This is a genomic window from Rhodococcus sp. NPDC049939 (assembly GCF_040656415.1).
Lineage (GTDB): Bacteria > Actinomycetota > Actinomycetes > Mycobacteriales > Mycobacteriaceae > Rhodococcus_F.
Genome location: NZ_JBFAMC010000001.1, coordinates 329821 through 355317 on the forward strand (window position 1 = coordinate 329821; position 25497 = coordinate 355317).

The following is a 25497-nucleotide window of genomic DNA, read 5'->3' on the forward strand; positions in this document are numbered from 1 at the left end:
TCAACTCCTACTCGGCAGCACTTTTCCGCCCGACGAGCAGGGCGGAAAGCGGTCGGAATGGCTGCAACCAGGCGCCCTCGTCGGGCAGCGTGTCGAGGCTGACCCTAGGCAGTGGCTCCCGGAATACGCCGGGGATGTCTTCGAGATCGACGAAGTCCAACAGGTCGGACGCTACTGCCCAACTGGCGTGCTCACGGAATCCGATTATCTGAACCGGAATGCCAGTCGCAGCGATGTCCTCCAACGGCTCGCGGAAAGCTTGACCGTCGGCGGAAGCGACCATGACACCGGCCAGACCTTCGCCGAGACGAAGCGAGATGTGGTCGAGCATGTCGGAATCGACGTCGCTGTCCTCATCCACCTTCGGTTTGGCGAACACCGCGAACCCCACATTACGCAAGGCCTCGACCCACGGTCTCACGACGTCGGCGCTTCCGGGCGCGATGTTGGTGAAGACGGTGGCCTCGGGCTCCAGGGTGTCGGTGCCGACCGCGGACAGTTCCGCGGTCCGGGAGAGCAGCCAGCGACCGAGCGCGTCGAATCGTGGCCGGTAGGCAGCCGTCGGCCTGCCACCGAGGATGGAGCCGAGCCCCATGTCCAGGTTGGGTGCGTCCCAGACGAGGAGGACCCTCTTGGGGTGGCGACCGTCACGACCGCTCACCATGGGTGATTCTGACATCACTGCGCCAGCGGTACCCAGTGGCGCCGCGTCGGCTAGATCGGAGTACTGCTCGCTGACGCTCATGCCCTGATCTTCCCCCAAATCAACTCGGTGATCGTGCTGCCGACCCGGTGAGCCTTGTCCTCGAACTTCGTCACCGGACGTTCGTGCGTCATCGGTGACTCCCAATCGAGAGAGGTCAGAAGAGGTTCCGCGTTGCCGGCGTCGGCGATCGCTTCGGCATACTCGGCATGATCTGTTGCGACATGCAACACACCGCCAGTCTTCAGTCTGCTCGCTATCAATTTAAACGTCGGGGGCTGCAGCAGGCGCCGCTTGTGATGCCGAGTCTTCGGCCAAGGGTCCGGGAAGAATACACGGACACCCGTGAGTGATTCCGGTCCGATCATGTTTTCGAGCACGTCCATAGCATCGCCGCGGAGTACCCGAATGTTAGGGATCGCGTCCCGTTCGATCTGCTGTAGTAACTGTGCGAGTCCGGGCCGGTAGACCTCTACGGCTATCAGATTCACGTGAGGTTCGGCCTTTGCCATCGCTGCGGTGGCGGTGCCCGTGCCCGAGCCGATCTCGAGAATCAGCGGGGCCTCCCGCCCGAACCATTCGGCCGTGTCCAGGAGATTGTCCGATACATCCGCGCCGATGGACGGCCACTGCCGATCCCATGAGGCCTGCTGCGCGGCGGTCAGGGAACCCCTTCGCGAGCGGAAACTCGTTACCCTCGGATGGAGACGCGACCTCCTCGGGTCCTGCGGCTGACCCCCCTCCGGGCTGGTGGGAATGTCCTGATCGGCTTGGTTCACCGGACCATTGTCACGCATAAGGGCCGATTCCGGCATACGGGTGTGGAGTTCATCTCGACGTTTTTTGCCCGTCCCTGCTCGGCCAGCGCTGTTGCTTGCGGTGATTTGACAACGATCTGAAACAATCGGCGCGTTGCGAAAGGGGTGGCTGCGTCATGGGCACGGTGGATGCCGACGGCGGGGATTTGTCGAGGCTGGTCGAACAGGTCACAGCGCTGGACCCGATGACAGGGCCCAGCGTTCGCGAGGCGGCAACCGCATCTCGGGCACCGATTCGGGTGCTGACAGCCGGTCGAGCCGGTGTGGGCAGGTCCACGGTAGCCGCGGCGCTGACCGCGACTGTGAGCACGGATGTGCTCATCGAAGAATCCGACCCGGTCGACGTGCCCGATGCGCCCGATCCGACTCTGGACGCGGACTTGGTGGTCTACGTGCTGGTGGAATCGGTACGCGACGCGGACCGGGAGGCGGTGCGGTCACTCGATCCGGCCCGTGTCCTCTTCGTGCTCAACAAGTCGGACACACTGGGCGAGTCGCGTAGTCCGGAAGACGTGTGGTCTGCGGCTGTTGCACGCGCATCGGACTGCGCGGCGACAGTGGGCCTTCCGACCTTGCCGCTGATCGGTTCGCTTGCGGTCATCGGAGAACCATCGGACGCGGACCTAGCCGTTTTGCGGACCAGCCCCGGCGACCTCGAAGTTCGTTGGGGAGTTCACGCTGTGGCATGCGCCAAGGTGGCCATCGAGGCGAACCCGGAACTCGACGCCGACGGGATCGATGCTGTCTTGCGTGACGCGAGCGGGATCGGCTCGGTGACGACCGCTGTTGCCGACCTTGTCGATGGAATCCGGGCGCGGCGGGCCGCGGAATTGCTCGAGGCCCTGCGCGCACCTTCGATGCGTAACAGTTCAGCGCGCGGCGTGCTGGAGAAGTATCTCGCCGGGGACGAGGCCATCGCACTCGCAGCCGAAGCAGCGCGACTGCATCTTCGGGTCCGGCCCCCGGTCGCACACGATCGTCCGCGAACCGCCGATGATGCGCTCCGGTGTGCCGACTGGTGGCGAGCGCAACTCGCCCAGCAATCGACTCCACGCCAGCGACGCGCAATCGTCGACGTTCGTCGCCACTACATCCGGCTCTGGCAACAGATGAGCGGCAGTCACAGCGCGTGACGGCTCCACCGCCGCAGTTGTCGGGTCTCCCAGCCGAGACCGTTGCTGCCGTCACCCGCTGGAATCCTGTTGCCGTCGGGCAACTGGAGGCCGGTAGGGGTCCGGGGAGCACCGTGTTCGTGGCGGGGCCTCCTCGTGCGGGGAAGTCCACGCTGGTGGATGGGCTTCGCGCGCTCGACTCCTCGGCGCTCGAATTCGTGGGGGAGCCGGCCGACGCCGCCCTCGTACTGATGGTCTTCGATGCCGCGGCGCCGCTCGGACGAGAAGAACTGTCCGTCCTCGACGCCGTCGCATCACCGGCATGCCCGGTAGTCTTCGCTCTCACCAAGACTGACGTCCACCACGATTGGTCCGGGGTGAGCAAGCGCAACCGAATGCTGTTGGCCCGCCATTCGGCGCGGTTCGCCGACGTGAAGATTCATCCCGTCACGACTGTGACCGGATCCGGCGTCGAGGCATTGCTTGCAGCCATACGTTCTGCGGCTCGAGGCGGGGCGCGAGATGGGCTTTCGGTCACCGAGACCGTGCTCGAACAGACCCGGCGGATGATCGTGTCCACTGCGCGGTCGATTGGAGAGACCGAGCCGGGTGCGCAATTGCGTACGGAACGGCTGGAGGCTTTGACACACCGAGAGGGCCTGCGGGCCGAACGTGCTTCGCAATTGCGTGGCCAAGTCCAGTTGGCCAGGATCGAGTTGATGCACGAGGTTGCATCCCAGGTGCGTACTACGGGAGCGACTGTCCGCGCCGAAATCGATCGTGCCCGTCCACAGTCTCTCGCCTGCTACCCGGACCGGATGGCGCAACTGATCCGCGACAAGAGCGTCGCGGTCGATGCCGCGGTGACTGCACGTCTCGATGATCTGTGTACGCACATGGGTGTGACACCGCACACAATGGAATCCGAGGTTCCGCCGGCGGACTCGCTTCTCCCGGAAAGACCCGATCGGCGGCATCGCGGGTTGGAGGACCGCATGACGATTCTGATCGGAGCGTCGCTGGGACTGGGTCTGGGCAGGCTGGCGGTCTCGCCGTTGTCGATGGTGCCCGCGCTCGATATTGCAACCGTTCCACTGACCCTTGCTCTGGGAGCGGTCGCGGCGTGGGGGCTGACGAGGTCGCGCGGACACGCAGCGGAGCGCGTTCATGTACAGCGGTGGGCCACGGACGTGTTGGCTCAGGTCAGGTCCGAGTGGGAGCAGTTCGTTCTGGGTCGACTGCTCGCCACCGAAGCTCAGGTCGGTGAAGCGGTCGTCGCCGAGAGCCGGGTTCGCATCCGTCAAGTGGATGAGAGGATCGTGCAGATCGACAGCGAACTCCGTGCACTGGCTGCGAAGCGCAGCGCGCAGTTGTCTTCCTGCGAGCGTGACCTCGCTGCCGTCGAGCGTGGACTGCGGCACGTTCACAGACTGACGGTGGAACCGAATCTTGTTGCGGAGCGTCTGAATACATAGGTGCCCGAACGTCGTTCGTTGGTTCTCGGGTTCGATCCCGTTGAATTGCCGTGAATCGTGGGTGAGACTGGGCGGAAAGCGAAGGGAGGTCGCAATGGCGACAGAGGGATTTGTGGTCCCGGATGTGCTGTGCATGGACCCAGATACGTTCGGCCACGACGCTGGGGCCGTTGCGCTGACGGATCCGGCATACGACGTCGACGACGACGGCTTGCTGGACACCCAAACCTTCACCACCGAACGTGCGGTAGTCATCGCCTCGGACATGGACGCAGACGGTGACGCCGACCATGTGACAGTGATTGCAGAGGATGGTGCCTACGCCTCGTGGGAGTTTCATCGAGACGGCAACGGCGTCATCAACTGGGAACGCACCGACGAGGGGGCACTCGGTAACGGCTGAACGACTCGAAAATCACTCTCCAGGATCGGGAAAGGCGCCTGGAAACGTATCTGAATCGTTTCTGTGACCTTTCCAACCACGCCCGATTCCCCGAGATCGGACTCGCGGCGTTAACCTCTAGGGATAGGACACCCGGCGCCCGCGTCTTCCATGTGGCATGGACGGCCTGGCTGGACCCCGCCGAGAGGGGGAAATCGGATCGTCTGGCACTCGCTGTGAGGTTACTCTCAGTGGACGGCAGATGCGTCCGGTTCCGGCTCACCCCAGGAGAGTTTGATGACCTCAGCGACCATTCCCGGTCTGAACGGAACTGACGGCACGCCCCCCACGGAGCACAGCGAGCTGCTCGCCTGGGTTCGAGAGGTTGCCGAACTCACTCAGCCCGACCGCGTAGTTTTCGCCGACGGCTCGGATGACGAATGGGATCGATTGACCGACCAGCTCGTCGCGGCGGGCACATTCACTCGGCTCAACGACGAGAAGAAGCCGAATTCGTTCGTGGGCAACTCCGATCCGTCGGATGTCGCGCGCGTCGAGTCGCGCACCTACATATGTTCGCGGGAAGAGATAGACGCCGGTCCCACCAACAACTGGATGGACCCGACCGAGATGCGGGCACTGATGACCGATCTCTACCGCGGGAGTATGCGAGGACGCACCATGTACGTGGTGCCCTTCTGTATGGGCCCGCTCGGGGCCGACAACCCCAAGTTGGGTGTCGAGATCACCGACTCCGAGTACGTCGTCGTGTCCATGCGCATCATGACGCGTATGGGTGCTGCTGCGATGGAAAAGCTGGGCACCGACAAACCTTTTGTGAAGGCACTTCATTCGGTGGGCGCACCGCTCGCAGAGGGTCAGGCCGACGTCCCGTGGCCTTGCAACGACACCAAGTACATCACTCATTTCCCCGAGGACCGCGAGATCTGGAGTTACGGTTCCGGCTATGGCGGAAACGCCCTCCTCGGTAAGAAGTGCTACTCGCTACGTATCGCGTCGGCGATGGCTCACGACGAGGGTTGGCTGGCCGAGCACATGCTCATCCTCAAGTTGATCTCGCCCGAGAACAAGCCGTATTACATCGCGGCCGCATTCCCGAGTGCGTGCGGAAAGACCAATCTCGCGATGATCCAGCCCACAATTCCCGGATGGCGCGCCGAGACCCTCGGTGACGACATCGCATGGATGCGCTTCGGCGAGGACGGCCGTCTGTACGCGGTCAATCCGGAGTTCGGTTTCTTCGGTGTTGCGCCCGGAACCAACTACGGTTCGAATCCCAACGCGATCAAGACGCTCGAAGCCGGTAACTCGCTGTACACCAATGTCGCCCGGACCGATGACGGCGACATCTGGTGGGAGGGACTCGAAGGCGACCCCCAGCACCTGATCGACTGGAGGGGCAACGACTGGACGCCCGAGTCGGATGAGAAGGCCGCGCACCCGAACTCGCGCTACTGCACCCCGATGTCGCAGTGCCCGATTCTCGCGCCCGAGTGGGATGATCCGCAGGGTGTGCCGATCTCGGCGATCCTGTTCGGTGGGCGTCGTAAGACCACGGTTCCGTTGGTGAGCGAGTCCTTCGACTGGCAGCACGGCACGTTCCTCGGTGCCACCTTGTCATCTGAGCAGACCGCTGCCGCCGAGGGTGCCGTCGGTACGGTTCGCCGCGACCCGATGGCCATGCTCCCATTCATCGGCTACAACGCCGGCGACTACATCAACCACTGGATCAACATCGGCAAGAACGCCGACTCGGAGAAGTTGCCGAAGATCTTCTACGTCAACTGGTTCCGTCGTGGCGACGACGGACGCTTCCTGTGGCCCGGATTCGGCGAGAACTCGCGTGTACTGAAGTGGATCGTCGACCGCATCGAGCGCAATGCGGACGCCGAGTCCACCCCGATCGGACTCGTTCCGACGGCGGAAGATCTCGAGTTGGACGGCCTGGACGTGAACACCGACGACGTCAACGAGGCGCTGAAGGTGAACGTCGACGAGTGGAAGCAGGAATTGCCGCTGATCGAGGAATGGTTCGACTTCCTCGGCGAGAAGGTCCCTTCCAGCATCCGCGACGAATTCGAGGCACTGAAGCAGCGCCTAGGCTAGTCCGCCATCGATGACAGAATGTCGCAGTGGCCCAGTTGAACTGGACCACTGCGACATTCGTTTTTCCGGCCTTGTTACGAGCGCGATCGGCTATCCGGTGTAGCCGAGCGGCATCAGGACGGACTTCGTCTCGCAGAAGGATTCGAGTCCTTCCGGCCCGTTCTCACGGCCGATCCCGGAGGCCTTGTAGCCGCCGAACGGTGATCCAGGGTCGAACGCATACCAGTTGATCGCATACGTACCGGTACGGATCTGCTTCGCGATGGCAAAGCCGTGTTCGATGTCGGTGGTGAACACTGATCCGGCGAGCCCGTAGTCGGAGTCATTGGCGATCTCGATCGCCTCTTCCTCGGAGTCATAGGGGATCACGGCCAGTACGGGCCCGAAGATCTCCTCGCGGGCGATGGTCATCGAGTTGTCGACATCGGCGAAGATCGTAGGCTCGACGTACCAGCCCTTGTCGAATCCCTCGGGCCGTCCGCCGCCGAGCACGATCCGGGCACCTTGTTCCTTGCCCTTTGCGATGTAGTCCTCGACGCGATTGCGCTGTTTCTCGGAAATCAGCGGACCGAGTTGGGCAGCCGGGTCGGAGGGATCCCCGACTGTCATGAGTCCGGCTCCCGCCACCAGGGCATCGAGCACCTCCTCGTACCGCGAGCGGGGCGCAAGGATGCGCGTCTGAGCCACGCACGCCTGACCGGTGTTCATCAGTCCGGACATCACCAGCATGGGCATCGTGGCTTCGAGGTCGGCGTCTTCGAGGATGATCGCTGCCGACTTCCCACCCAGTTCGAGTGAGCAGCTCTTGAGGTTCTGTGCTGCGATTGCTCCGATTCGGCGACCGACCGGACTACTGCCGGTGAACGTCACCTTGTCGATGCCAGGATGCGAGACGAGGTATTCGCCCGTCTCGGCGCCACCTGGCAGGACGGAGATGACTCCCTCCGGGACGCCCGCTTCGGCGAAGATCTCGGCGACAATATGCGTGGCGAGCGGAGATTCAGGAGCAGGCTTGAGCAGAATGGTGCACCCAGCCAGCAATGCCGGGGCCAGCTTGTTGACGGCGAGGAACATCGGCACGTTCCAGGCGAGAACGGCGGCCACCACGCCGACCGGCTCGCGCAGCACCCGCGACTGGCCGAACACGCCGGTACGGGTCTGTTCCCACTCGAACTCGTTTGCCAGACCGGCATAGAAGTTCAGGGTTGCCAGTGAGGGTGTCTGTTGCATCATGCCGACCATGGCGGGCGGCTGTCCCATCTCGGACGAGATCAGCGAGTTGAGAGTTTCGCTGCGCTCCTCGATCAGCTTGGCCGCCTTCGCGAGGATCTCACCCCGCTCAGCAGGAGTGGTGTGCGGCCAGGGACCCTGCGTGAATGCTTGCCGGGCCGCGACAACGGCGTCGTCGATGTCGGCCGGCGACGCGACCGGGCAACTACCGACGCGTTCTTCGGTTGCAGGGGAGAACACTTCGAGCACTTGATCGGTCGCCGGCGCTACCCACTTGCCTCCGATGTAGAGCTTGTCGTAGTCGGTCATTGCTCCATTCCCTCTGTCGGTGCCCCCCGGTCGGAGGCTGTGTCGGTGAAACTGTCGAATCCGTAAGGTGTGTGGGGCCCGATCGCCGCGACTTCGAGCAGTCCGGTCCCGACGGCGGTCTCGCCGCCTTCGCTGAGATGAAATCGGGTGAGATTGTCTACAGGACAGAACATTCGAAGGCCGGGCTCTATCTCGGATACCCGCTTGCGCAGTCCCTCCACCACTTGCTCGCCTTGCCACATACCGTGCCGCCAGTCCGACTCCAGGCCATAGCCGGTCCCGATCCCGATGTAGTTCGGCAGCAGCAGGTCGCAGGTGACCGTGGCGATGCCGTGGCCCGGTCGGTGGAAGGTGAGCGAAGCCGACGTCACGTCCCGTGTTCCTGGTGCGAAAGTCAACTTGTGTTCGGGCCTGCCCAGCCATTCTGGTTCGATGCCGGGATCCGGCCAGATGCGGACGGCCTCCTCGACGATGCGCCTGCCGCGCTCATCTTCCTGCAGGATTACAGAGATCGAGTAGTTCTCGAACTGCATCACCGCGTAGATCCAGAAGAAGTTCGAGTTCCCTTCGACCGCGCGCCTTCCGGGTGGCTCGGCTTCGCCGACCGGGCGGACTCCCCAGGATCGGTCGCGGTTGCCGCGCCAGGTGTCAGGAGTAACGGGGTGGCGCCTCCCGTCGATCGTGAGTTCTCCTGTCCACGTGCCAGTTTGGACGAATCGGCTGGTATCGAACGTGACACGTTCGAGTTGTCTGCGGAAGTGTCGTGGCTCGAGTGTTGCAGGAATCGTGGCATCGAAGGTGAGGGAAAAGGAGAGGTCGTACTCGCCGGGTGCCAGCACTACGCGCAGGCGTGTCAGGCCTTCGAGAATCTCGACCCGGAATGGCCCGACGGTGGTGTCGGCGCGGTCGTTACCCAGCGCCGTCGACCCACGTACGACGATGTGGTCGTTGCCGCGACGGAGCACTGCGAAAGCGTCCGTGACACCGAGATTGGGGTACTGACCGAGTCCGACGATGAGGAAGAGATCCGGGTCCGCGGACGGATAGCAGTTGAAGTAGTAGCGGTCGTAGAAGTTGCGGTCGGACGTCGCCACCCGCCGAATCGGCTCTGCCGCCTGATGAATGGGGTAGTCGTCCATCGGGGAGAGTGGATTGGTGTAATCGGCCCTCATCGGATCTTCTCCCAGTACGTTCCATCGAGCATCGCCTCGAGTGGTGCGCGGTGCAGGATCAGATCGTCGGGATCTTCCGGCGAGGAAGCTTGTCCGAAGTGGATGGCGCGCGTTTGGATCCGCATCATGATTGTGGCGTGACGCAGGGCTGCGTAGGCGATGTAGTACTCGAGATCGCGAGGTGTGTGTCCGGTCAGTTCCCCGTAGACGGCGGCCAGGTCGCCAGGGCGCATGAAGCCTGGCATTCCGCCCTGCCCGGCGTCTGCGGCGATGTCCTCGAAGAACCGGTGCAGAAAAGCCATCCAGCCGAGGTCCAGTTCTCGGGGACCGAGTGTGGCCATCTCCCAGTCGAGTACCGCAACCGGCCGGAAGTCGTCGTACATGATGTTGCCGATCCGGGCGTCTCCCCAACAGAAGACGGCGGGAGAGGGGTCGTCGGGGCGGTTCTCCTCGATCCAGGCGAAACCCCGCTCGATCAACGGAGAACGCGGACCCGACTGTGTGGTCCACTCGTAGAATTCGCGCTCCCGCCGGATGTGCGCGGCGAGTGCCTCGTTCACGGTGGGGCCGGAACCAGGGAGTCGTAGGAACGTGAAAAGCTCCCAGGGCCGGGCGATTCGATGGAGTTGGGCAAGCACGTTCACGGAACTGTGCTGAAGTCGGTCGCGCTGTGAGTCTGTTGCGTCCGTGACCCACGAGCCGAAGTTGTAGGGCATCACATCTGGTGGGATCTGCCCAGTCATGCGGGCCATCACGAAGAAGGGTGCACCCAGGGGTTCGGGATCGGACTCGGACCAGTACACAGCCGGGACGGGAACGGCTGAATGTTCCTGGATCCGCGACATCACCTGGAACTGGCTTTCGAGGTCGTAGTGGGGGAAGACGGGCATCGTGGTGTCGGTCGGGGCAACTCGTGCCACGAGTGCGTGAGCTTCGTCGCCCCAGGCGGCGTCGAACAATATGGTCTCGCTCGACATGCCGTTGGCCTCAGGGAGTTGGACGCGCGTGATCACGGGCGCCGCGGCGTCGGGTAGTTGCGCGGCGAGCCATTTGCCCAGTGCCTCGCGCAGCAGTTCAGGGTCTCGCCGGGAGTCGCTGGGGCGTGCAACTTCGGACAGGTGGTCGGGATCGTCCGATCGGGCTGCGCTGGTGCTCACGGTCACCCTCCTCCCCTGAACGCGTTGTGACTCTGAACACTAGAACACGTTACATAGTTTGGGAACAGGTGGTGAGATCCCGAGCTGCGGGCGAGAGTGTGGAAAGCGGCCGAATCAACTGCCGTAGACGGCGAGCCCGCCTGCTCCGACGAGAGTTCCCGATGCCCCTAGTTGGGCGGGAACCACGCGCAGATTCGACACGAACGACAACCGGGCATGGCGTTCGGCAGCTCCCCGCAGCGGATCCCACAGCGGAGGTCCCGCGTGCGCGAACCCTCCACCGATCACCGCAAGGTCGACGTCGATGATTGCGGCGGCGGACGCGATGGCCTGCCCGAGAGCGGTCCCCGCACGATCCAGCGCTGCCAACGCGACAGCGTCGCCGCTCGCGGCAGCCTTCGCCAACTCGACACCCGTCGAGCCGCGCCACCCGTTCGCACGGGCCCAGCGCACCGACGATGGTCCGCTCGCCACCGTCTCGAGGCATCCGATGCCGCCGCACGTGCAGGGATCGGTGCCGCCGGGAACCACGATGTGGCCGATGTGTCCCGCGTTGCCGGTTCGGCCTGCAGTGATGTGACCACCGAGTACCACACCGCCGCCGATGCCGGTCGAGACGACGAGACTGAGCAGGTCGGGGGTGCCACGGCCGGCTCCGTGGTGATACTCACCGAGAGCCGCGGCGGCGCCGTCCAGAGCCAGCTGCGTCGAAGCGCCGGGAAACAGGGTCTGCACGGCTCCGGCCAGCTCGAATCCACCTGACCATTCGTCTATGTTGATCGGCCAGACCATTCCGGCGGCGGCGTCGACCGGGCCTGCGGAGGCAATGCCGACGGAGGTAACCGGTGCCGATCCAACGACCTCGCGCAGCAACGCAGCGCAAGCGTCCCAGACCCCGGACCGAGGAGTCGGGGTGGTGGCGGGGCGCGGAACGGTCCCGTCGGCCTCGGCGACCCCGGCAGCGATCTTGGTGCCACCGATGTCGAGAGCCAGCGCGACCAAGTCAGCGCTTCTTCATCACGAGAACGAGGTTGCTGACCAGGAACTCACGTACCCCGGGAATTCGCACGATCCACCATGCCCAACGCGGGTGGTAGCGAGGGAAGGCGGCTAGTAATTCGGCGTCCTGGGTTTGCCGAGCCCACCGGAGTCCCTCGGTTGCCGATACCTCGAACAATGAGACACCGTAGCGATTTTTCGGTTCTCGGCCGGTCTTGCGCAGGTAGCGCCTTGCCGCATACTCGCCCCCGAACGCATGCCACGGTCCGGTCTCGTGTCCACCGAACGGACCCCACCACAGCGTGTACGACAGCACGATCAGGCCGCCCGGACGGGTGACGCGCACCATCTCCTCCGCCATAGCCCACGGTTCGCTGACGTGCTCGGCGACGTTGGAGGAAAAGCAGATGTCCACCGATGACGTCCGTATCGGCAACGCCAGCCCGGACCCGCGTATGGATCCGCTGGTAGGAAGGCCCGCGGCATGCATCTCGGACGGATCCGGTTCCACCGGAACGTACCAGGCACCCGCTTTCTGGAACACCTCGGCGAAATAGCCGGGTCCACCACCGACGTCGAGCACAGTGCTTCCAGACAGGTCGGATTCGGTGAGACCGCCGTACAGGTCGCCGATGAGCTGAACGGAGTCGCGGGCTAGCGAGCCGTAGAAGAGATCGGGGTTGCTCTGCTCGTGCCGGAAGTCGCTGAGCAGGCCGAACGACCGTTTCAGCGTTGCCCGTCGACCGAATCGCCGCGTCACGGGGTGTGTGGTCACGGTAATGAACTCTAGCCACTCGAGACGTCCACGAGGCAAACCACCCACCGTGGCTGCGCAGTCCGGCGGAATCCGACAGATATGGTGTTCGGGGGTCAGGGCACGCAACGCCCAATCTCGAGGCAACAAATACCGCACCGACAACAGGAGTACACGAACGTGCGAGAGGTTCTGCTGCTGTGCTGGCGCGACACCGGGCACCCGCAGGGTGGCGGCAGTGAGCGGTATCTCGAGGAGGTCGGCGCCCAACTCGCCGCGCGGGGAATCAAGGTCACCCTTCGGACTGCCGGCTACCGCGGAGCTGCAAAGAAGGAGACGGTAGACGGCATCGAGATCAGTCGTGGAGGCGGACGCTACAGCGTGTACCCTCGCGCTCTCGCCGCGATCGCCGCAGGCAGACTCGGATTCGGTCCGCTCAGGGGCATCCGGCCCGATGCGGTCATCGATACCCAGAACGGAATCCCGTTCTTTTCCCGCGCCGTCGTCGGCGCGCCCGTCACGCTGCTCGTGCACCATTGCCACCGCGAGCAATGGCCGGTGGCGGGGCGGTTGATGGGCAAGGTGGGCTGGTGGCTCGAATCGCGGCTGTCACCACGCGCCCATCGGAACAACCAGTACCTCACGGTGTCGCTCCCTTCCGCAGAGGAGCTGGTAGACCTCGGCGTCCACCGGGACCGCATCGCCGTTGTGCGTAACGGAGCCGACGAGATCCCCGCCGGTGTCGCGGTCGGCGGAGCAGACTCGCGGACCGCACACCCGAGCGTGTGTGTTCTGTCACGGTTGGTGCCGCACAAGCAGATCGAGGATGCACTGGAAGCAGTTGCCGCCCTACGCCCGGCTATCGCCGACATCCACCTCGATGTCATCGGCGGCGGGTGGTGGGAGCGCAATCTCCGAGACCGCGCATTCGAGTTGGGTATCGGTGACGCCGTCACTTTCCATGGCCACGTCGACGAGACCCGCAAGCATCAGTTGCTGTCTCGGTCATGGGTGCATGTGATGCCGTCCCGCAAGGAGGGCTGGGGTCTGGCGGTCATCGAAGCCGCCCAGCACGGCGTTCCGACCATCGGTTATCGCAGTTCCAAGGGGCTGACCGATTCGATCGTCGACGGCGTGACCGGCGTCCTGGTGGGCGGTGCCGAGGGGGACGAGGGCGATGTCGGTGCGCTGACCGAAGCGGTCAACACGCTCCTGCTCGACCCGGAGATGCGGCTGGTGCTCGGCGAGAAGGCGCGTATCCGCGTCGGCGAGTTCTCCTGGGAGCACACCGGCAACGGCGTCCATCAGGTACTTGCGACGACCGCCGCGGGTCTGTGGACGTCAGGGCTGGTGTCGCCGCAGGCGTCGCACTCGAGCCTCGAGGATGCCCGCTCCGAGTAGGCCTGCGAAGAACAACAGAGCCCACAGCGCGTGAGCCGAGATCGCTAGTGCCCGCACCTGCTCGGACGCCTCCCGCGCCGCGACATCACCGTCTACGCGATACAACTCGAGATACTCGTCCGAGAAGAGCCGATTCAACCCGGCCAGTGTGGCTGCGGATTCGCCCAGCGGTCCGGGTGTGTCGCGCTCGACCAGAACCCATCGGACGCCGAGTGCGGCAAGGTCGGCCGCCGATCCGCCGTGTAGAAGCACTCGTTCCACCTGTTGCGCGCGTGAACCCTCGCCCTCCACGACGCCGCCCGCCACCACCAGTTCGCCTGTTTGCAAAACGTCCTTGGGCAGCAGCCTCGGGGCGGGATCGAGCACGGGTGCCGGGCCGGTATAGGAGAAATTGCGGAACATCCCGGTGGGAAGGACCGCGACATCGCCGCGGTTCGATTCGGTGTCCAGCTGGGATGCCACCTGTTGCCAAGACTGCGGGTACTCGATCGGGCGCAGCGATCCCCCCACCCCCCAGGCGAGGTCGGGGAGGGCGAGCAGCACGACGAGGACAGCAGAGACGGACCAGGTGCCCGGGCGCCGAAGCACCGCTGCCGCGGCAGCAAGCGCGTACAGCGGAGCGGCGAGCGCCACCCACTTCTGGGCGTCGCGAAGCAACCCCGCGCCGGGAACGGTCTGGACCACCCAACGTCCGAACTCGAGGCCCCATGGCGTTGAGCCCAAAGTGGGCATCAACACCGCAATCAGTGCGAGTGCTGCGAGCGCGGACACGACGGGGTGCCTGCGCCTACGCCACAGAGCAGGTAATCCACACAGGACGATGCCAAGCAGCAGGGCAGTGCCCAACAGCGCGAACAGCGTCGTTCGGGTGTCCGGGACGGAGGCGCTGTTCCAAATGCCCCCGAGCCCGGCGAGGCTGCCCAACGTGGCCAGCCCCGGCTCGGCACGGGCCGCGAACGCAGCAACTCCGGCCGGGTCGGAGCCGCCCCCACCTCCTGACAGCGCCGTCGCCGCCAGCCAGGGCGAACTCGCGATCACGAACAGAATCAGCGCACCGGTTGCCCGGCGCCAGGGGGCAGACCTTCCACCGGGGACCACGAGCACTGCGAGTGCCGTTGCCGTCGCGAGCAGCACCCCGGTCGGGGTGAGACCGGCTGCCGCGAGACAGGCGGCGAGGGCGAACCACCCTCGGGTGCGGCCCCGGCGAATCGCGACCGCCGCGCACACCGTCCACGGCAGCGCCGCGTATCCGGTCAGCAAACTCCAGTGTCCCTGTAGTAGACGCTCTGCGACGTAGGGATTCCACACCATCACCGTCACGGCCACGAGCTGGGACCCGAGCCCGGCGGTCGGCAGCACGGCGCGGACCATCCGGGCCGCACCCCACCCGGCAGCCCACAGCGCGGCCAGCAGGATCAACTTGACCACAAGGCCACCGTCGACGACGGTGCTCATCGTTGCGAGCAGAGCGTCCTGTGGCACCGCCCGTGCGGCGGCGTCGGTAAGCCCGAGGGCCGAGTCGGTCAGATACGAGCGGGGGGTGCTGACCGCGTCGCGTATCAGCAGATAGCCGGGGCCGAGCAGGGGTCCGAGAATCAGAACCGCGAGAATCAAGCTGTAGACGGCCGGGACGAGAGGTGCACGAGGCCGGACGGTCATGGGCCGCCACATTACGTGGTGCACGGGCTCGTCTCGCACGGTACGTAGTGCATCATAAGCGAATGCCACGCCAGACCCTCACCAGCTCAGCGGTCGCTGGGGTGACGATGGTGACGGCGGGCTCGATGATCGCGAATATCGCCTCCTACCTGCTGCATTTGCCCGCGAGCCGTTGGCTCGGCCCTTCTGGGTACGGGGAGTTCGCGAGTCTGTTGGCCGCCCAACTGGTCCTCGCCGTGCCTGCGCTCGCGTTGCAGACCGTGGTCGCACGTGAGGTGGTCCGGGGAAAGGGTGCCCACGCCGTGCGACTGCTCGGGTACCGATGTGCCGTGATCGTCGCGGTGGTGGCCGCAGTTCTCGTCCCCGTGGTCTCGGTAGCACTCGACACCGGCTTTCTTGCCACATCCTCGGCGCTGATCGCAGCCCCGCTGCTGGTCCTGCTCGCCACCGAGCAGGGGCTCCTGCAGGGTGCGGCGCGTTTCGGTCCGTTGAGCGGCGTCCTCGCAGCTGCAGGCGTCGCCAAGGTGGTTCCAGCCGTCGTGGTGCTGGCCGCAGGGGCCGGGCCCGGCCTGGCCCTTGCGGCCAGTGCGGTCGGAACTGGTTTGGTGGCCCTCGTTGCGAGACTGATCGCCGACTCGGGTGTTCAGGGGGAGGCGGGCACTCGAATCGGCGTCGTGGCCGTCCTGAAGGCGTCGCAGGTGCAGTTGGCGCTGATCGCGCTGTCGTCGATGGACCTCGTGGTGGCCCGGATCGTCCTCAGCAACGACGACGCGGGCCTCTACGCCCTCGGCGCAGTTGCCACCAAGGCGGCGTTCTGGCTACCCCAGGCCGTCGGTGTGGTCCTCTATCCCCGAATGGCGAACCCTGCACAATCTGTGCAGGCAATCCGATCGGCTCTGGCAATTCTCGTGGGCTTGGGCGCGGTGCTCGTGGCGGGGGTCGCGGTGGCCGCACCCCTCGTTCCACTCGTCGTCGGCTCCGCCTACCAGCCTGTCCAGTCGCTTCTGTGGGCTTTCGCGTTGCAGGGTGCCTGTTTGGCCGTCCTGCAGGGGGCACTTCTATCGGCGATCGCGGGTGAGCGAACTCACCTGGCGGCGATTGCCTGGGGCGGATTGGCAGTTGAGATGACAGCCATGCTCACCGTCGCGTCCACTATCGGACAGTTCATCGGAATCGCGGTAGTAGTGGCAGCGAGCACCGCGCTGGTCGTGGCCGTCCGTGCGGTCCGCGGCGCGCGACGAGATGCCGTGACCGCCTAGACCCGACTCGCATCGAGCTGCGGGCGGTGTGTGCTCCGTGTATGCCGAAGGGGACCTCGATCCTCATCGAGGTCCCCTTCGGTACCGATTACGCGACGTTCGGCTGCCCTGCGTTACTGCAGCCGAACAGCGTCACTGTTCGTCGCCCTGCCTACGCGGGTCGGTGACGGGAATCTCTTCCGTCTTGTCCGCGGTCCAGTCGTGCTGCTCCGTGGGGGCATCATCATCCTGATAGTGCCGACCCCCCTGGCTCGGGGGCACATCGTCGTCACCGTTGGCGGATGCGGGCTGATCGCTCTTCCCGCCACGAAGTCCCAGAACGATTCCGGCGATCAGGGCGATCAGCCCGAGGACGCCGGCGATGATCGGAACGGTGCGACCGAACGTGTTGATCGTATCCAAGCCGTCCCTGGCCTGCTCGATCTGAGCCTCGATGGTCTGCTCGTCGAAGGGCAGCGTCGCATTCAGGACGTCGATCTCCGGATTTGCACTGTTCCGGGCATAGTACTGGTGCATTTGTTCCTGGCCCTTGACGATGACACCGGTCTGGGGCTCGACCCACACGTCGCGCACATTGGCGTACCAGCGAGTCATCGTCACCGGGATGGTGCCACCGGGAACGCCCCAGGCCTCAGCGGGCAGCGTCAGCTTGTTGGTCGGCGAGTCGACCACCGCCGACAGGTCCACGGGATCGATGGTCTGGCTGTAGTGGTACACCCTCAGGCCGTTGATCTCCGTCTCCTCGACGAAGTTGATGTCCTGAGTGGTGCGAGAGTTCAGGTCGAAGTAGGGGTAGCTCTTCTGCTCCGAGTCGAACGGGAACTTGTACTGCAGTCCGTCGCGCGGAACTTCCTGGGCGGGCTGGTCTGCGTCAACCTGGATGGTGCCCACCGGGTCGTTGGTCGGCATCGACGTCTTGCGGTCGATGGTGGTGCGGTCCACGATCGCGGACAGCAGGCCGGTGTCGCCCTGCACGTCGGTGCGGAACAGTGTCTGACCTGCCTGCAGCGTGACCTCTGTGGCGTTGGAAGGCTCTTCGGTGGTCACATAGCGCTGCGACACCAGAGGAACGTCGGTATCGACCTGCGCACTGCCCGCGAGAAGAGACGCCGCGTCGAGCACGCTGCCGGTCCCCGAGGCGATCGTGGTCACTTCCAGGTCCAGGGGCGTCTTCTTCAACTGGCCCACCGTGTAGGTGGGAATGAGAATAGCGACGGCCAAGAGGAAGGCACCGAGGCCCACCAGAATAGAAGCAAGTATCCGGCTCGGCCCTGAGCGCTTCGCCATGCTGTCTCTCCTAACTCAAATCTGTCGATTGAGATTCCCCCACCGGCAGCATGGCTGCACGGATCGCATGGAGTCCATATCGACACCACGTGAGGCAAAACACTAACAGTCCCGGGTGCTTGTTTGCCGCATCGGATAGTAGTCGCGTCGCCGGATTCACAATGAGCTGGCATGGTAGGAGTTTTTCGTCACAGCGCAGGTGTTAGGCACACTGTTCCTGATGAGTACATCGGTCACGAAAATGGAAACACCTGCGCCCCCTGCCGCACCGGTCCCTCGCGGCTTCATTCCTGCGCTCGAAGGGCTGCGCGGTGTCGTGGCGCTCGGTGTGCTGGTGACGCACGTCGCGTTCCAAACCGGGTTTACGCAGGTTCCCGTCGTGGGGCGAATGGTCGAACGATTGGACCTGACGGTGGCGGTGTTCTTCGCGTTGTCAGGATTCCTGTTGTGGCGCAGCCACGCGGCGGCGGCCCGTGGCATGGGTCCGACGCCGAACGTCTTCCACTACTGGATCTCGCGTGTGACGCGCATCCTGCCGGCGTACTGGGTTGCGGTGGTCGTGGTGCTCCTGTTTCTGCCGACTGCCGACGGGAGCTTTCGTACGTGGTGGGCGAACCTGGGCCTGGTCCAGGTGTTCGTGCCGCTCACGCTGACCAGCGGCCTGACCCAGATGTGGAGTCTGTCGGTGGAGGTGGCCTTCTACCTGACGCTCCCGTTACTGGCAATCATGCTGTTCCGGTTGCGGGGTTCGGCTGCGCGGCTGCGTGTTCCGGTGATACTCGCGATGATCGCGGTGAGCCTGGTGTGGGCGTTCCTGCCCGTCCCGGCCCCGAATGGTATACATCACGAAAACTGGTTGCCTGGCTATCTGCCGTGGTTCGGATCCGGGATGTTGCTGGCAGAGTTGTCGGTAAGTTCGCCGGGAAGAATCCACCGCTGGGCGCGACACCGGGTCCGGATGTCTCTGGTAGCCGCGACGGCATTCGTGCTCACGGCGACCGATCTTGCGGGGCCCGCGGGGCTGGAGCGTCTCGAGCCGTGGCAGTTCGCCATCAAGGTCGTGCTGGGAGCGGTCATCAGTTTCATGCTCATGGCCCCGTTGGTACTGTCCGACAGGTCGCGGCCCCGGTTCCTCGAAAGTCCTGTCGCGTTGGCTGTCGGCCGCTGGTCGTACGGCATCTTCATCTGGCATCTCGCGGTGCTTGCGACGGTCTTTCAGGTATTCGGTCTGGTGCCGTTCGCCGGCAACTTCGCGTATGCCCTGGCGCTTACTGCCCTGATGAGCATCGCGGTTGCGTCGGCAAGCTACGCATTGGTGGAAGAACCGGCACGCCGCGCGGTAAGGCGCTGGGAGATGCGGCGCAACAGTGTCGTACGCCCCAGCGGCAACACGGCCAGCCCCGTGGCAACCAGTGCAACCAGCAGCGGGAACTGAACGAGGAACGAGTGCCCGACGTATCCGTCGGGCGCACGCCACGGGCCGGTGGACAGTATCGCCATGCCGAGCATCGCCGACGCACCGGCGATGCCGACCAGGATCCGTGCGGTGGCGGTGGTTCCGCGTAGGCGGACGAGCGCGGCGACGAGCGCGGTCATCGTGACAGTCGTCGCCGCCCCGACGAGTCCGCCGATCAGGGTGGCTGTGGCCAGGATTCCCAGCCATCCGACCGAGGCGCTGGCCCACGGCCTGGGCGGCGAACCCGGGTCACGCCCGCGACTCGGCGAGCGACGCGGCCACAGTGCAACGGCGATCAAAGGGATGAGCAGCAGCAAGCCACCGAAGATTCCCAGTCTGTACCACCGATCGGTGGGGAAGTCGAGGCTCAGCGTGCCTTCGGTTCCTGCAGGAACAATCCACCCCTGCTGCCATCCGTCCACAACGACCGGAGTCAGTTCGGTGCCGTCAGGGGCTGTCGCGACCCAGCCGATATTGGTGCTCTCAGGAACGACGACCAGGCGCTCCGAGTCCGAGCGCTCAATAGTCAGTTCCCGGTGGTTCTCGGTCCACGCGGTCGTTGCGACCTGCTCGGTCGGAACCGACGATGGCTGCGCCCCTGCGTTGAGCCGCAAACTGTCGACGAAGAACGCAGGCCCCGGTTCCACCGAGACGTCCTGGGAGCCGGCGTCCAGAGTCACCGGAAAGCCTGGGTCGCACACGGTAGCGGGTATCGGAGCGCCGGAGAGAATCTGTTCGACAGGTGCAGTGATGCTGGTACGAACCGCTTGGCCGCCGATCGAGATCACAGGCCCCTCGGCGCAGGATACGGATACGGTTCGGGCGCCCGGATCGTCGGTCGGGCCCGAACCGGGCAGCAGTGTGCCGTCCTGACCCAGCACTGCGACATCCGCGAGTCCGGCCGGCTGTGGCTGAGCGAATCCGAGAACGTTCCTGTCGATGATGTTCGGCCAGGACACCAGACTGAGCACTATCCGGTCGGTCACCAACGGTTCGAGGGAGACGGTTCCGTCATCCTCATCCACGTCACGCACCTGCGGACCGCTCCCCAGGTCGACGGCGACCCGGTCTGGGGCGGATGGTACGCGGCCCAGACTCGGTGTCAGTTCGAGACCTGTGACGAGCGTGGGTTCGGGAAGGTCGATGACGAGGGTGGGTTTCGAGCCCGCACCGCTCAAGGTCTCCAGCGCCGAAAACCAGCTGGTTCGCACGTCCCCGTCGGTCGCGGCGAATGCGGAACCACGCAGGTCACCGATGTCGCTGGTACCGTGCGCGGTGGGCCGATCCTGTTGGGTGAGCAACTCCTCTAGCGCGGCCCCCTGTCGAGCCCGCACCGTTAGTTGAGGTGTGACCGTAGTTGTTTCGGGTACCGACAACGTTCGTTCGAAGACGCCGACCTCTTCGGGCGGCAGGAGGAGGGCGTTGCTGCACCGGACTCGGTCGGGGGCCTCCGCGCAGGCGCTCCGGCCAGGAAGTTCCTGGCTCAGGTCCCAACTGGAGACGGACGCCCCAGCAGGAGTAGGGGGCAGCGCCGTGTGATACCGAATAGGGATGGTGACAGGGGCCCCTGGATCCGAGAAGTCCTCCACCGACAACTCACTGATTCCGAACTGCGTTCCCGCGGAGCCGTTTTGGGTCCGGGTCGCGGTTATCCGCACCCAGGGCGTGGCACCTCCCGGCACGGATACCGTGATCGGCTCTCCTGGGGCGTCCACCTTCACTGCCGTGGTGCCGTTGGGCGTTGACACCTCCATCCAACGCACGGGGACGCCGATCGCGGCAGGGCTCGTGGTGATGTGGAGTAGAGAACTGGTGAGTGGGGTGTCGAAGTCGATCTGGAGCCACTGGCCGAGCGCTCGCTCCATGACGTTACTGAACCAACCCGTCGCAGGGTCACCGTCCACGGTAGCCGCAGCACTGCTCGCTGGGGACACGTCGCCCAGTTGGGTGGCGTCGGACGCGGCGCTGGAAACGCTCAGTCTCGCGCCTTCCCACTGCCCCTCCACCAAAGGCGTGTCAGCGACCGCGTAATCGGGCACCAGATTGAAGGTGCGCCGCGGGTCGTCGGGAGTGCGCAGCGCCGAACTGTGATTGTCGACCTGCCCGTAGTCGGTTTCACGGTCTCTGGGGGTGTCGGTGACGATGACGTCGTCGACCGACAATCCGGCCCGTTCCGCATCGGCCGCCAGTAGCACGGGTCCGTCCCCGGGCAGTACATCGTTCTCCCGTAGACGCTGCAGCGACTCCGGACCTCCTTGCACGCGGGGAATCCCGTCGAGGTCCGCCGTATACGGACCGCTGGTGACCGGAGAGCCATCTGGCATCGACACCTCGAAGATCTCGATGGCCGGGTATCGGGGCCTCAAGTCGTTGTCGACCACCATGCCCTCGACTTCTCGGGGCCCGATGTCCTCGCCGAACTCGGCGACCAGCTCGAATCCGGGGGAACCGGTGATCGCCTGGTGGACCAGTATGGGCCGGGCCGACCGCGACGTGTCGGGGTCGAGATCGTTTCGGAGGACGAGGTAGTGGATGCCCTGCCCCAGCAGGGTTTGCGCCATGCCGTCCGAGGGCCTGCCGTCCGCGATGAGTCGCTGGATGGAATCCATCGCCCGAATGGCGCCGGGAGGGATGAGGGGGACCGCATCGCGTGAGGCCCACGGTGTGGATGCCAGCGCCTGTAAGGGCTCGTCTCGGGTAAGTCCCCAAACCTGGCTACCGAACGGTGCGCCTGGAACGAGGAGAGCGCGCTTCGCGTCGGAGGCGTCGGGACTCGTGCCCCCGGCATTGTCCGCCAACCACGTGGCGGCCTGATGCCAGTAGTCGGGTACAGCGGTGTAGGTGCCGCGAGGGGCGAGTTTGCCGGTCCATGCCAGCGACGTCGCCAGGGTGAGGGCGACAAGGATCAGGCTGGCGACCGCAACCATGGGTTCGCGTTCGGGGTGTGCGGCCGCGCTGCGCCAGCGCGCGCGCGGTACCGATCCGGGCAGCGGAACCTTCGCCAGTAGATGCGCCAGGCCGAGGACGAGCGGCAACCGGACGAGCGGCTCGAGTTTGTGCACGTTCCTCAGGGGGGCACCGCCCGAGTCGAGGAACAGTCGCACCTGGTCGGCGAACGGGGAGCTCAGCTCGCCGACGTATCCGGCTGCAAGGCCCGCGACACCGACCAAAAGGATCAGTGTCAGCCGTCCGCGAGCGGGCATCGATCGCATGCACAGCCCGGCAAGACCTGCGGCGGCAATGAGGCCTGTTGCGGCGACCGCCGCGGGTTGGGTGACGAGGACGGCGCCGGCAATGCGTTCGGGGGAGACGAACGGGGTCCAACTGTCGGTGCCGCGCAGGACTTCGGCCAGCGTCGTCCATTGCGTCGTCACCGAGGAGGACTCGATGTAGTCGAGGAACGGGGGGCTCACCTTGCCGAGTAGGAGCAACGGAACGATCCACCAGATGGTGGCCAGGATCAGGAACGGCAACCACCACGCCGTGAACGTCCACCATCGACGGTTCGGCCGGTGGGAAATCCACCACAGGGCCGCGACGAGGCATGCTGCCAGGGTCGCGACTGCGTTGACGGCACCCATCAGCGCGACCGCCAGTGCGGACTGCGCGGCCAATCGTGCGGGTGAGCGCAAGGACGGGTCCCCGCGCCCGACACCACTCACACGACCTGTGTTGCCAACCTGCCCGAAGGCCAAGATCAGTGGCAGAAGCACCCACGGTGCCAGCATCATCGGGAGGGTTTCCGACGAGATCGAACCCAATGTGGTCAGGACCCGGGGGGAGAACGCGAATGCGACTGCGGCGATGAGGCGGGAGGAGCGACTACCTATGCCCAGAGCCTCGGCGACCCGGATGATCCCCCAGAACCCGGCAACGAGCAGTAGGGCCCACCACACACGCTGAGTGATCCATGCCGGAACGTTCAGGATGTCGCCGAGCGCGAAGAACGAACCGTGCGGGAAAAAGTACCCGTAGGCCTGGTTCTGGACCTGGCCCATCGGAGCCTGGCTGCTCCACTGATGTGCCGCCCGCTCGAGGAATCCGATCGGATTCTGGGAGAGGTCGTACTTGGTATCGGCGGCCAGCCGGCCCGGGGATTGAAGAAGGGTGAGAAGAAGCGCTACGACAGAGGCGCCGAACAGCCACCGTCGTGACAGAGGCTCCCCGGAGGGCGCCATGGAGTACATGGCAGCCGAGCCGGGGGAAGTGCGGGAACTCGCGAAGCCGGCTCTCTCAGCGGCTGCCGTACTCAACCTGGTTCAGCAGTGAGGAACTTGGGTTGCCGCCCGGTTCGACCACGGGACGGGTGTTCTGCTGTGCGGCTGCGGTGATGCCGAGCGTCGCCACAGTGCCGAGCGCGAGACCGACCACGGCACTGACCGCACCGGGCACAAGGAACTTCCCCATCAGACATCTCCCACTGTCGTGTCATCGGCGTACACGGTTGCTCCCGCGCACGAACTGCTCGGGTCAAGGTATCACCCGGTGACCGCAGAACTGCAGATTGGTGCCCGGTGACCGCGTTCTGTCGCCTCTCCGTCGTGCCCCTTCTCCAGGGCGAGTGCACGGAGCAGGGTGCGCAGTTTGGTCGTTGTCTCGTCGAGTTCGGATACCGGGTCCGACTCGGAGACGATGCCTCCGCCTGCAGTCGCGATCGCCTCGCGACCGTCCGCGGCGATCTCTGCGCATCGTATTGCCACCACCCAGTCGCCATCGCCTTCGGCGTCACACCATCCGACGGTGCCGCCGTAGAACCGCCGGTCCTCCTCGATGTCCCTGATGGTCGCCAGGGCGAGGTCGGTGGGCGTTCCGCAAACGGCGGGAGTCGGGTGCAAGGCGGTAGCCAGGTTCAGGGCGCTCGTCGCGGGGTCACGCAGCGTGCCCTCGATCGGGGTATTGAGATGCCACACCTCATGTGTATTGGTCAATACGGGGGAATTCGGAACGGACAGATCCGTGCACAGCGGGGTCAGTACCTCTCTGATCCAGGCCGTGACGAAAGCGTGCTCGGCCAGGTTCTTGGCGGATTCCAGCAGGGAGCGGCCCTCTTGTTCGTCGGCAGTGGGATCGAGGCGCCGCGGTGCCGTTCCAGCGAGTGGGCTGCAGGTGACTCGTTGCCCCCGCCTGCTGAGTAGAACTTCGGGACTGGCGCCGACGAGGCTGTGGTCACGGAACCCGGCGCCGGCAGCAGTGAGGTCAACGGCGAATCCGTTGGCGGTTGGATCCAGGCGAACAAGTCTCGCGACCAACGCCTCCGCGGAGATGGGGGTGTCGGCCCCCAAAGTGACGCTGCGTGCGGCGACAACTTTTTGGAGAGTGCCCCCGCGCAGGCGCTCGACGAGCGACTGGACGCGGGCCACGTGCTCGGCGGGAGTAGGAACCTCCCGGGTCAGGCGCACACTCGGGAGGTCGGGGACGGTGTCGGGTCGCCAGGGCCCCTCGGTGAATTTCCAGGACTCGGGTGCTGTCAGAGCGGCAGGCTTCTCCGGATCGAACGGCAGAGCACCGACGATCAGCTCCGCATCACCATTCGCCAGCGCGGTGACAGAGGCCGCAGCATTGTCGTATGTGTGCCGCGCGCCGAACGTACGCAACGTTCGGTCGGCGCGGGAAAGTAGAAAACCGTCCATGGTGGACCTGACAGTAGTCGGGTGCGTCCGACTACCTCCCGGGAGGCACGATCAGCACCGGACGGTGGCTGTGTCGCAGGACGTGATCAGCGACACTGCTGTGCAGCAGCGACCGGAGTCCCGTCGTACCGCGGGTGCCCGTGACGATGATGTCGACGGCGAGTTCGTCGGCGGTTTCGACGATCGCCGCCCAGACGGTGGTGGTGCATTCGACGCACCGGCCTGCGGTGCTCAGGCCTGCGGCCTCCGCGAGTTCGGTGCCTTCCGCGTTGATGACCTTGGCGTCGGCGAGTGCGACGTCTTCGGTCTCCTCGTCTGGTACCCACTCCGGCTGCATCACACCCGAGATTCCGGACATGCGTGCGGCCTGCCGAGCCATCGGCTCCCACACCGTCACCAGCACCGCGCGATTGGAGGCGATGAACCGACCTGCGTACTGCACCGCACGTTTGGCGTCAGCAGATCCGTCATACGCAATCAAGATCAAACCAGCAGGCACGAGGACCTCCTGAGTACGGGTTTGTGCTACTCCCAGGTTAGCAAGACGGCAAACGGTGCTAGCTGGTT

19 protein-coding genes and 1 pseudogene are annotated in these 25497 nt (G+C 65.1%); 7 read left to right on the top strand and 13 right to left on the bottom strand.

What is annotated here, in order from left to right:
• Positions 1–7 precede the first annotated feature (7 nt).
• On the bottom strand, positions 8–745 hold the full coding sequence (locus AB0I57_RS01410) for an NYN domain-containing protein (protein ID WP_358328786.1): 738 nt from the start codon (positions 743–745) through the stop codon (positions 8–10).
• Entirely contained in the window at positions 742–1518 is a 777-nt protein-coding gene (trmB, locus tag AB0I57_RS01415) for a tRNA (guanosine(46)-N7)-methyltransferase TrmB (protein WP_358328789.1), read from the bottom strand. The genes AB0I57_RS01410 and trmB overlap by 4 nt, the downstream gene beginning before the upstream one ends.
• Positions 1519–1637: 119 nt before the next feature.
• Here trmB and AB0I57_RS01420 point away from each other — a divergent pair, with 119 nt between their 5' ends.
• The 4 genes from AB0I57_RS01420 (at position 1638) to AB0I57_RS01435 (ending at position 6617) form a co-directional block, all read left to right on the top strand.
• Positions 1638–2654 carry a hypothetical protein gene (locus AB0I57_RS01420; protein ID WP_358328791.1) on the top strand — a complete coding sequence of 339 codons (1017 nt, stop codon included), beginning with the start codon at positions 1638–1640 and terminating at the stop codon, positions 2652–2654.
• Complete coding sequence (locus tag AB0I57_RS01425) at positions 2651–4108, top strand: hypothetical protein (RefSeq protein ID WP_358328794.1); 1458 nt, start codon at positions 2651–2653, stop codon at positions 4106–4108. The genes AB0I57_RS01420 and AB0I57_RS01425 overlap by 4 nt, the downstream gene beginning before the upstream one ends.
• 94 nt (positions 4109–4202) lie before the next feature.
• A complete protein-coding gene (locus AB0I57_RS01430) occupies positions 4203–4511 on the top strand; it encodes a DUF6802 family protein (RefSeq protein ID WP_358328797.1) in 309 nt (102 codons plus the stop codon).
• Between the two features lie 276 nt (positions 4512–4787).
• Complete coding sequence (locus AB0I57_RS01435) at positions 4788–6617, top strand: phosphoenolpyruvate carboxykinase (GTP) (protein ID WP_358328799.1); 1830 nt, start codon at positions 4788–4790, stop codon at positions 6615–6617.
• 90 nt (positions 6618–6707) lie between these two features.
• Here AB0I57_RS01435 and AB0I57_RS01440 read toward each other — a convergent pair whose 3' ends face one another.
• The 5 genes from AB0I57_RS01440 to AB0I57_RS01460 form a co-directional block, all read right to left on the bottom strand.
• Positions 6708–8156 carry an aldehyde dehydrogenase gene (locus tag AB0I57_RS01440; protein WP_358328802.1) on the bottom strand — a complete coding sequence of 483 codons (1449 nt, stop codon included), beginning with the start codon at positions 8154–8156 and terminating at the stop codon, positions 6708–6710.
• Positions 8153–9328 (bottom strand): hypothetical protein, encoded by a 1176-nt coding sequence (locus AB0I57_RS01445; protein ID WP_358328805.1) that lies wholly within the window; start codon positions 9326–9328, stop codon positions 8153–8155. Before AB0I57_RS01445 ends, AB0I57_RS01440 begins: the two co-directional genes overlap by 4 nt.
• On the bottom strand, positions 9325–10491 hold the full coding sequence (locus AB0I57_RS01450) for a phosphotransferase family protein (protein ID WP_358328808.1): 1167 nt from the start codon (positions 10489–10491) through the stop codon (positions 9325–9327). The genes AB0I57_RS01445 and AB0I57_RS01450 overlap by 4 nt, the downstream gene beginning before the upstream one ends.
• 108 nt (positions 10492–10599) lie before the next feature.
• Positions 10600–11487 (bottom strand): ROK family protein, encoded by an 888-nt coding sequence (locus AB0I57_RS01455; RefSeq protein WP_358328811.1) that lies wholly within the window; start codon positions 11485–11487, stop codon positions 10600–10602.
• Position 11488: 1 nt separating this feature from the next.
• The gene (locus tag AB0I57_RS01460; RefSeq protein ID WP_358333017.1) at positions 11489–12244 is read right to left on the bottom strand and encodes a class I SAM-dependent methyltransferase; all 756 of its coding nucleotides are present in this window, start codon (positions 12242–12244) and stop codon (positions 11489–11491) included.
• A 174-nt stretch (positions 12245–12418) separates the two neighbouring features.
• On the opposite strand from AB0I57_RS01460, the gene AB0I57_RS01465 reads away from it, so the two are divergent.
• Positions 12419–13639 carry a glycosyltransferase family 4 protein gene (locus AB0I57_RS01465; RefSeq protein ID WP_358328814.1) on the top strand — a complete coding sequence of 407 codons (1221 nt, stop codon included), beginning with the start codon at positions 12419–12421 and terminating at the stop codon, positions 13637–13639.
• Here AB0I57_RS01465 and AB0I57_RS01470 read toward each other — a convergent pair.
• Complete coding sequence (locus tag AB0I57_RS01470) at positions 13580–15298, bottom strand: hypothetical protein (protein WP_358328816.1); 1719 nt, start codon at positions 15296–15298, stop codon at positions 13580–13582. The two genes, AB0I57_RS01465 and AB0I57_RS01470, sit on opposite strands and share 60 nt — an antisense overlap.
• A gap of 62 nt (positions 15299–15360) precedes the next feature.
• Here AB0I57_RS01470 and AB0I57_RS01475 point away from each other — a divergent pair, with 62 nt between their 5' ends.
• Complete coding sequence (locus tag AB0I57_RS01475; RefSeq protein WP_358328819.1) at positions 15361–16557, top strand: polysaccharide biosynthesis protein; 1197 nt, start codon at positions 15361–15363, stop codon at positions 16555–16557.
• A 132-nt stretch (positions 16558–16689) separates the two neighbouring features.
• Here the strand turns inward: AB0I57_RS01475 and AB0I57_RS01480 are convergent, their stop codons facing one another.
• On the bottom strand, positions 16690–17844 hold the full coding sequence (locus tag AB0I57_RS01480) for a DUF3068 domain-containing protein (RefSeq protein ID WP_358328822.1): 1155 nt from the start codon (positions 17842–17844) through the stop codon (positions 16690–16692).
• Positions 17845–18085: 241 nt separating this feature from the next.
• On the opposite strand from AB0I57_RS01480, the pseudogene AB0I57_RS01485 reads away from it, so the two are divergent.
• Positions 18086–19114, top strand: a pseudogene (locus AB0I57_RS01485) (acyltransferase); the annotation flags it as partial.
• 35 nt (positions 19115–19149) lie between these two features.
• Here the strand turns inward: AB0I57_RS01485 and AB0I57_RS01490 are convergent.
• The 4 genes from AB0I57_RS01490 to AB0I57_RS01505 all read right to left on the bottom strand — a co-directional run bounded on the left by AB0I57_RS01490 (position 19150) and on the right by AB0I57_RS01505 (position 25429).
• Positions 19150–23487: an alpha-(1->3)-arabinofuranosyltransferase family protein gene (locus tag AB0I57_RS01490; RefSeq protein WP_358333020.1), complete on the bottom strand. Its 4338-nt coding sequence runs from the start codon at positions 23485–23487 to the stop codon at positions 19150–19152.
• 46 nt (positions 23488–23533) lie between these two features.
• Positions 23534–23707, bottom strand: coding sequence for a DUF2613 domain-containing protein (locus AB0I57_RS01495; protein ID WP_358328825.1), 174 nt, complete (start codon positions 23705–23707; stop codon positions 23534–23536).
• Positions 23708–23778: 71 nt separating this feature from the next.
• Positions 23779–24930 (bottom strand): isochorismate synthase, encoded by a 1152-nt coding sequence (locus tag AB0I57_RS01500; RefSeq protein ID WP_358328828.1) that lies wholly within the window; start codon positions 24928–24930, stop codon positions 23779–23781.
• A gap of 31 nt (positions 24931–24961) precedes the next feature.
• Positions 24962–25429, bottom strand: coding sequence for a universal stress protein (locus AB0I57_RS01505; protein ID WP_358328831.1), 468 nt, complete (start codon positions 25427–25429; stop codon positions 24962–24964).
• Between the last annotated feature and the right edge of the window lie 68 nt (positions 25430–25497).

Excerpts from the sequence above, each read along its gene's own strand:
- AB0I57_RS01410 (WP_358328786.1), bottom strand. The coding sequence starts at position 745 with ATGAGCGTCAGCGAGCAGTACTCCGATCTAGCCGACGCGGCGCCACTG.
- trmB (WP_358328789.1), bottom strand. The coding sequence starts at position 1,518 with ATGCCGGAATCGGCCCTTATGCGTGACAATGGTCCGGTGAACCAAGCC.
- AB0I57_RS01420 (WP_358328791.1), top strand. The coding sequence starts at position 1,638 with ATGGGCACGGTGGATGCCGACGGCGGGGATTTGTCGAGGCTGGTCGAA.
- AB0I57_RS01430 (WP_358328797.1), top strand. The coding sequence starts at position 4,203 with ATGGCGACAGAGGGATTTGTGGTCCCGGATGTGCTGTGCATGGACCCA.
- AB0I57_RS01435 (WP_358328799.1), top strand. The coding sequence starts at position 4,788 with ATGACCTCAGCGACCATTCCCGGTCTGAACGGAACTGACGGCACGCCC.
- AB0I57_RS01440 (WP_358328802.1), bottom strand. The coding sequence starts at position 8,156 with ATGACCGACTACGACAAGCTCTACATCGGAGGCAAGTGGGTAGCGCCG.
- AB0I57_RS01445 (WP_358328805.1), bottom strand. The coding sequence starts at position 9,328 with ATGAGGGCCGATTACACCAATCCACTCTCCCCGATGGACGACTACCCC.
- AB0I57_RS01470 (WP_358328816.1), bottom strand. The coding sequence starts at position 15,298 with ATGACCGTCCGGCCTCGTGCACCTCTCGTCCCGGCCGTCTACAGCTTG.
- AB0I57_RS01475 (WP_358328819.1), top strand. The coding sequence starts at position 15,361 with ATGCCACGCCAGACCCTCACCAGCTCAGCGGTCGCTGGGGTGACGATG.
- AB0I57_RS01480 (WP_358328822.1), bottom strand. The coding sequence starts at position 17,844 with ATGGCGAAGCGCTCAGGGCCGAGCCGGATACTTGCTTCTATTCTGGTG.
- AB0I57_RS01490 (WP_358333020.1), bottom strand. The coding sequence starts at position 23,487 with ATGTACTCCATGGCGCCCTCCGGGGAGCCTCTGTCACGACGGTGGCTG.
- AB0I57_RS01495 (WP_358328825.1), bottom strand. The coding sequence starts at position 23,707 with ATGGGGAAGTTCCTTGTGCCCGGTGCGGTCAGTGCCGTGGTCGGTCTC.
- AB0I57_RS01500 (WP_358328828.1), bottom strand. The coding sequence starts at position 24,930 with ATGGACGGTTTTCTACTTTCCCGCGCCGACCGAACGTTGCGTACGTTC.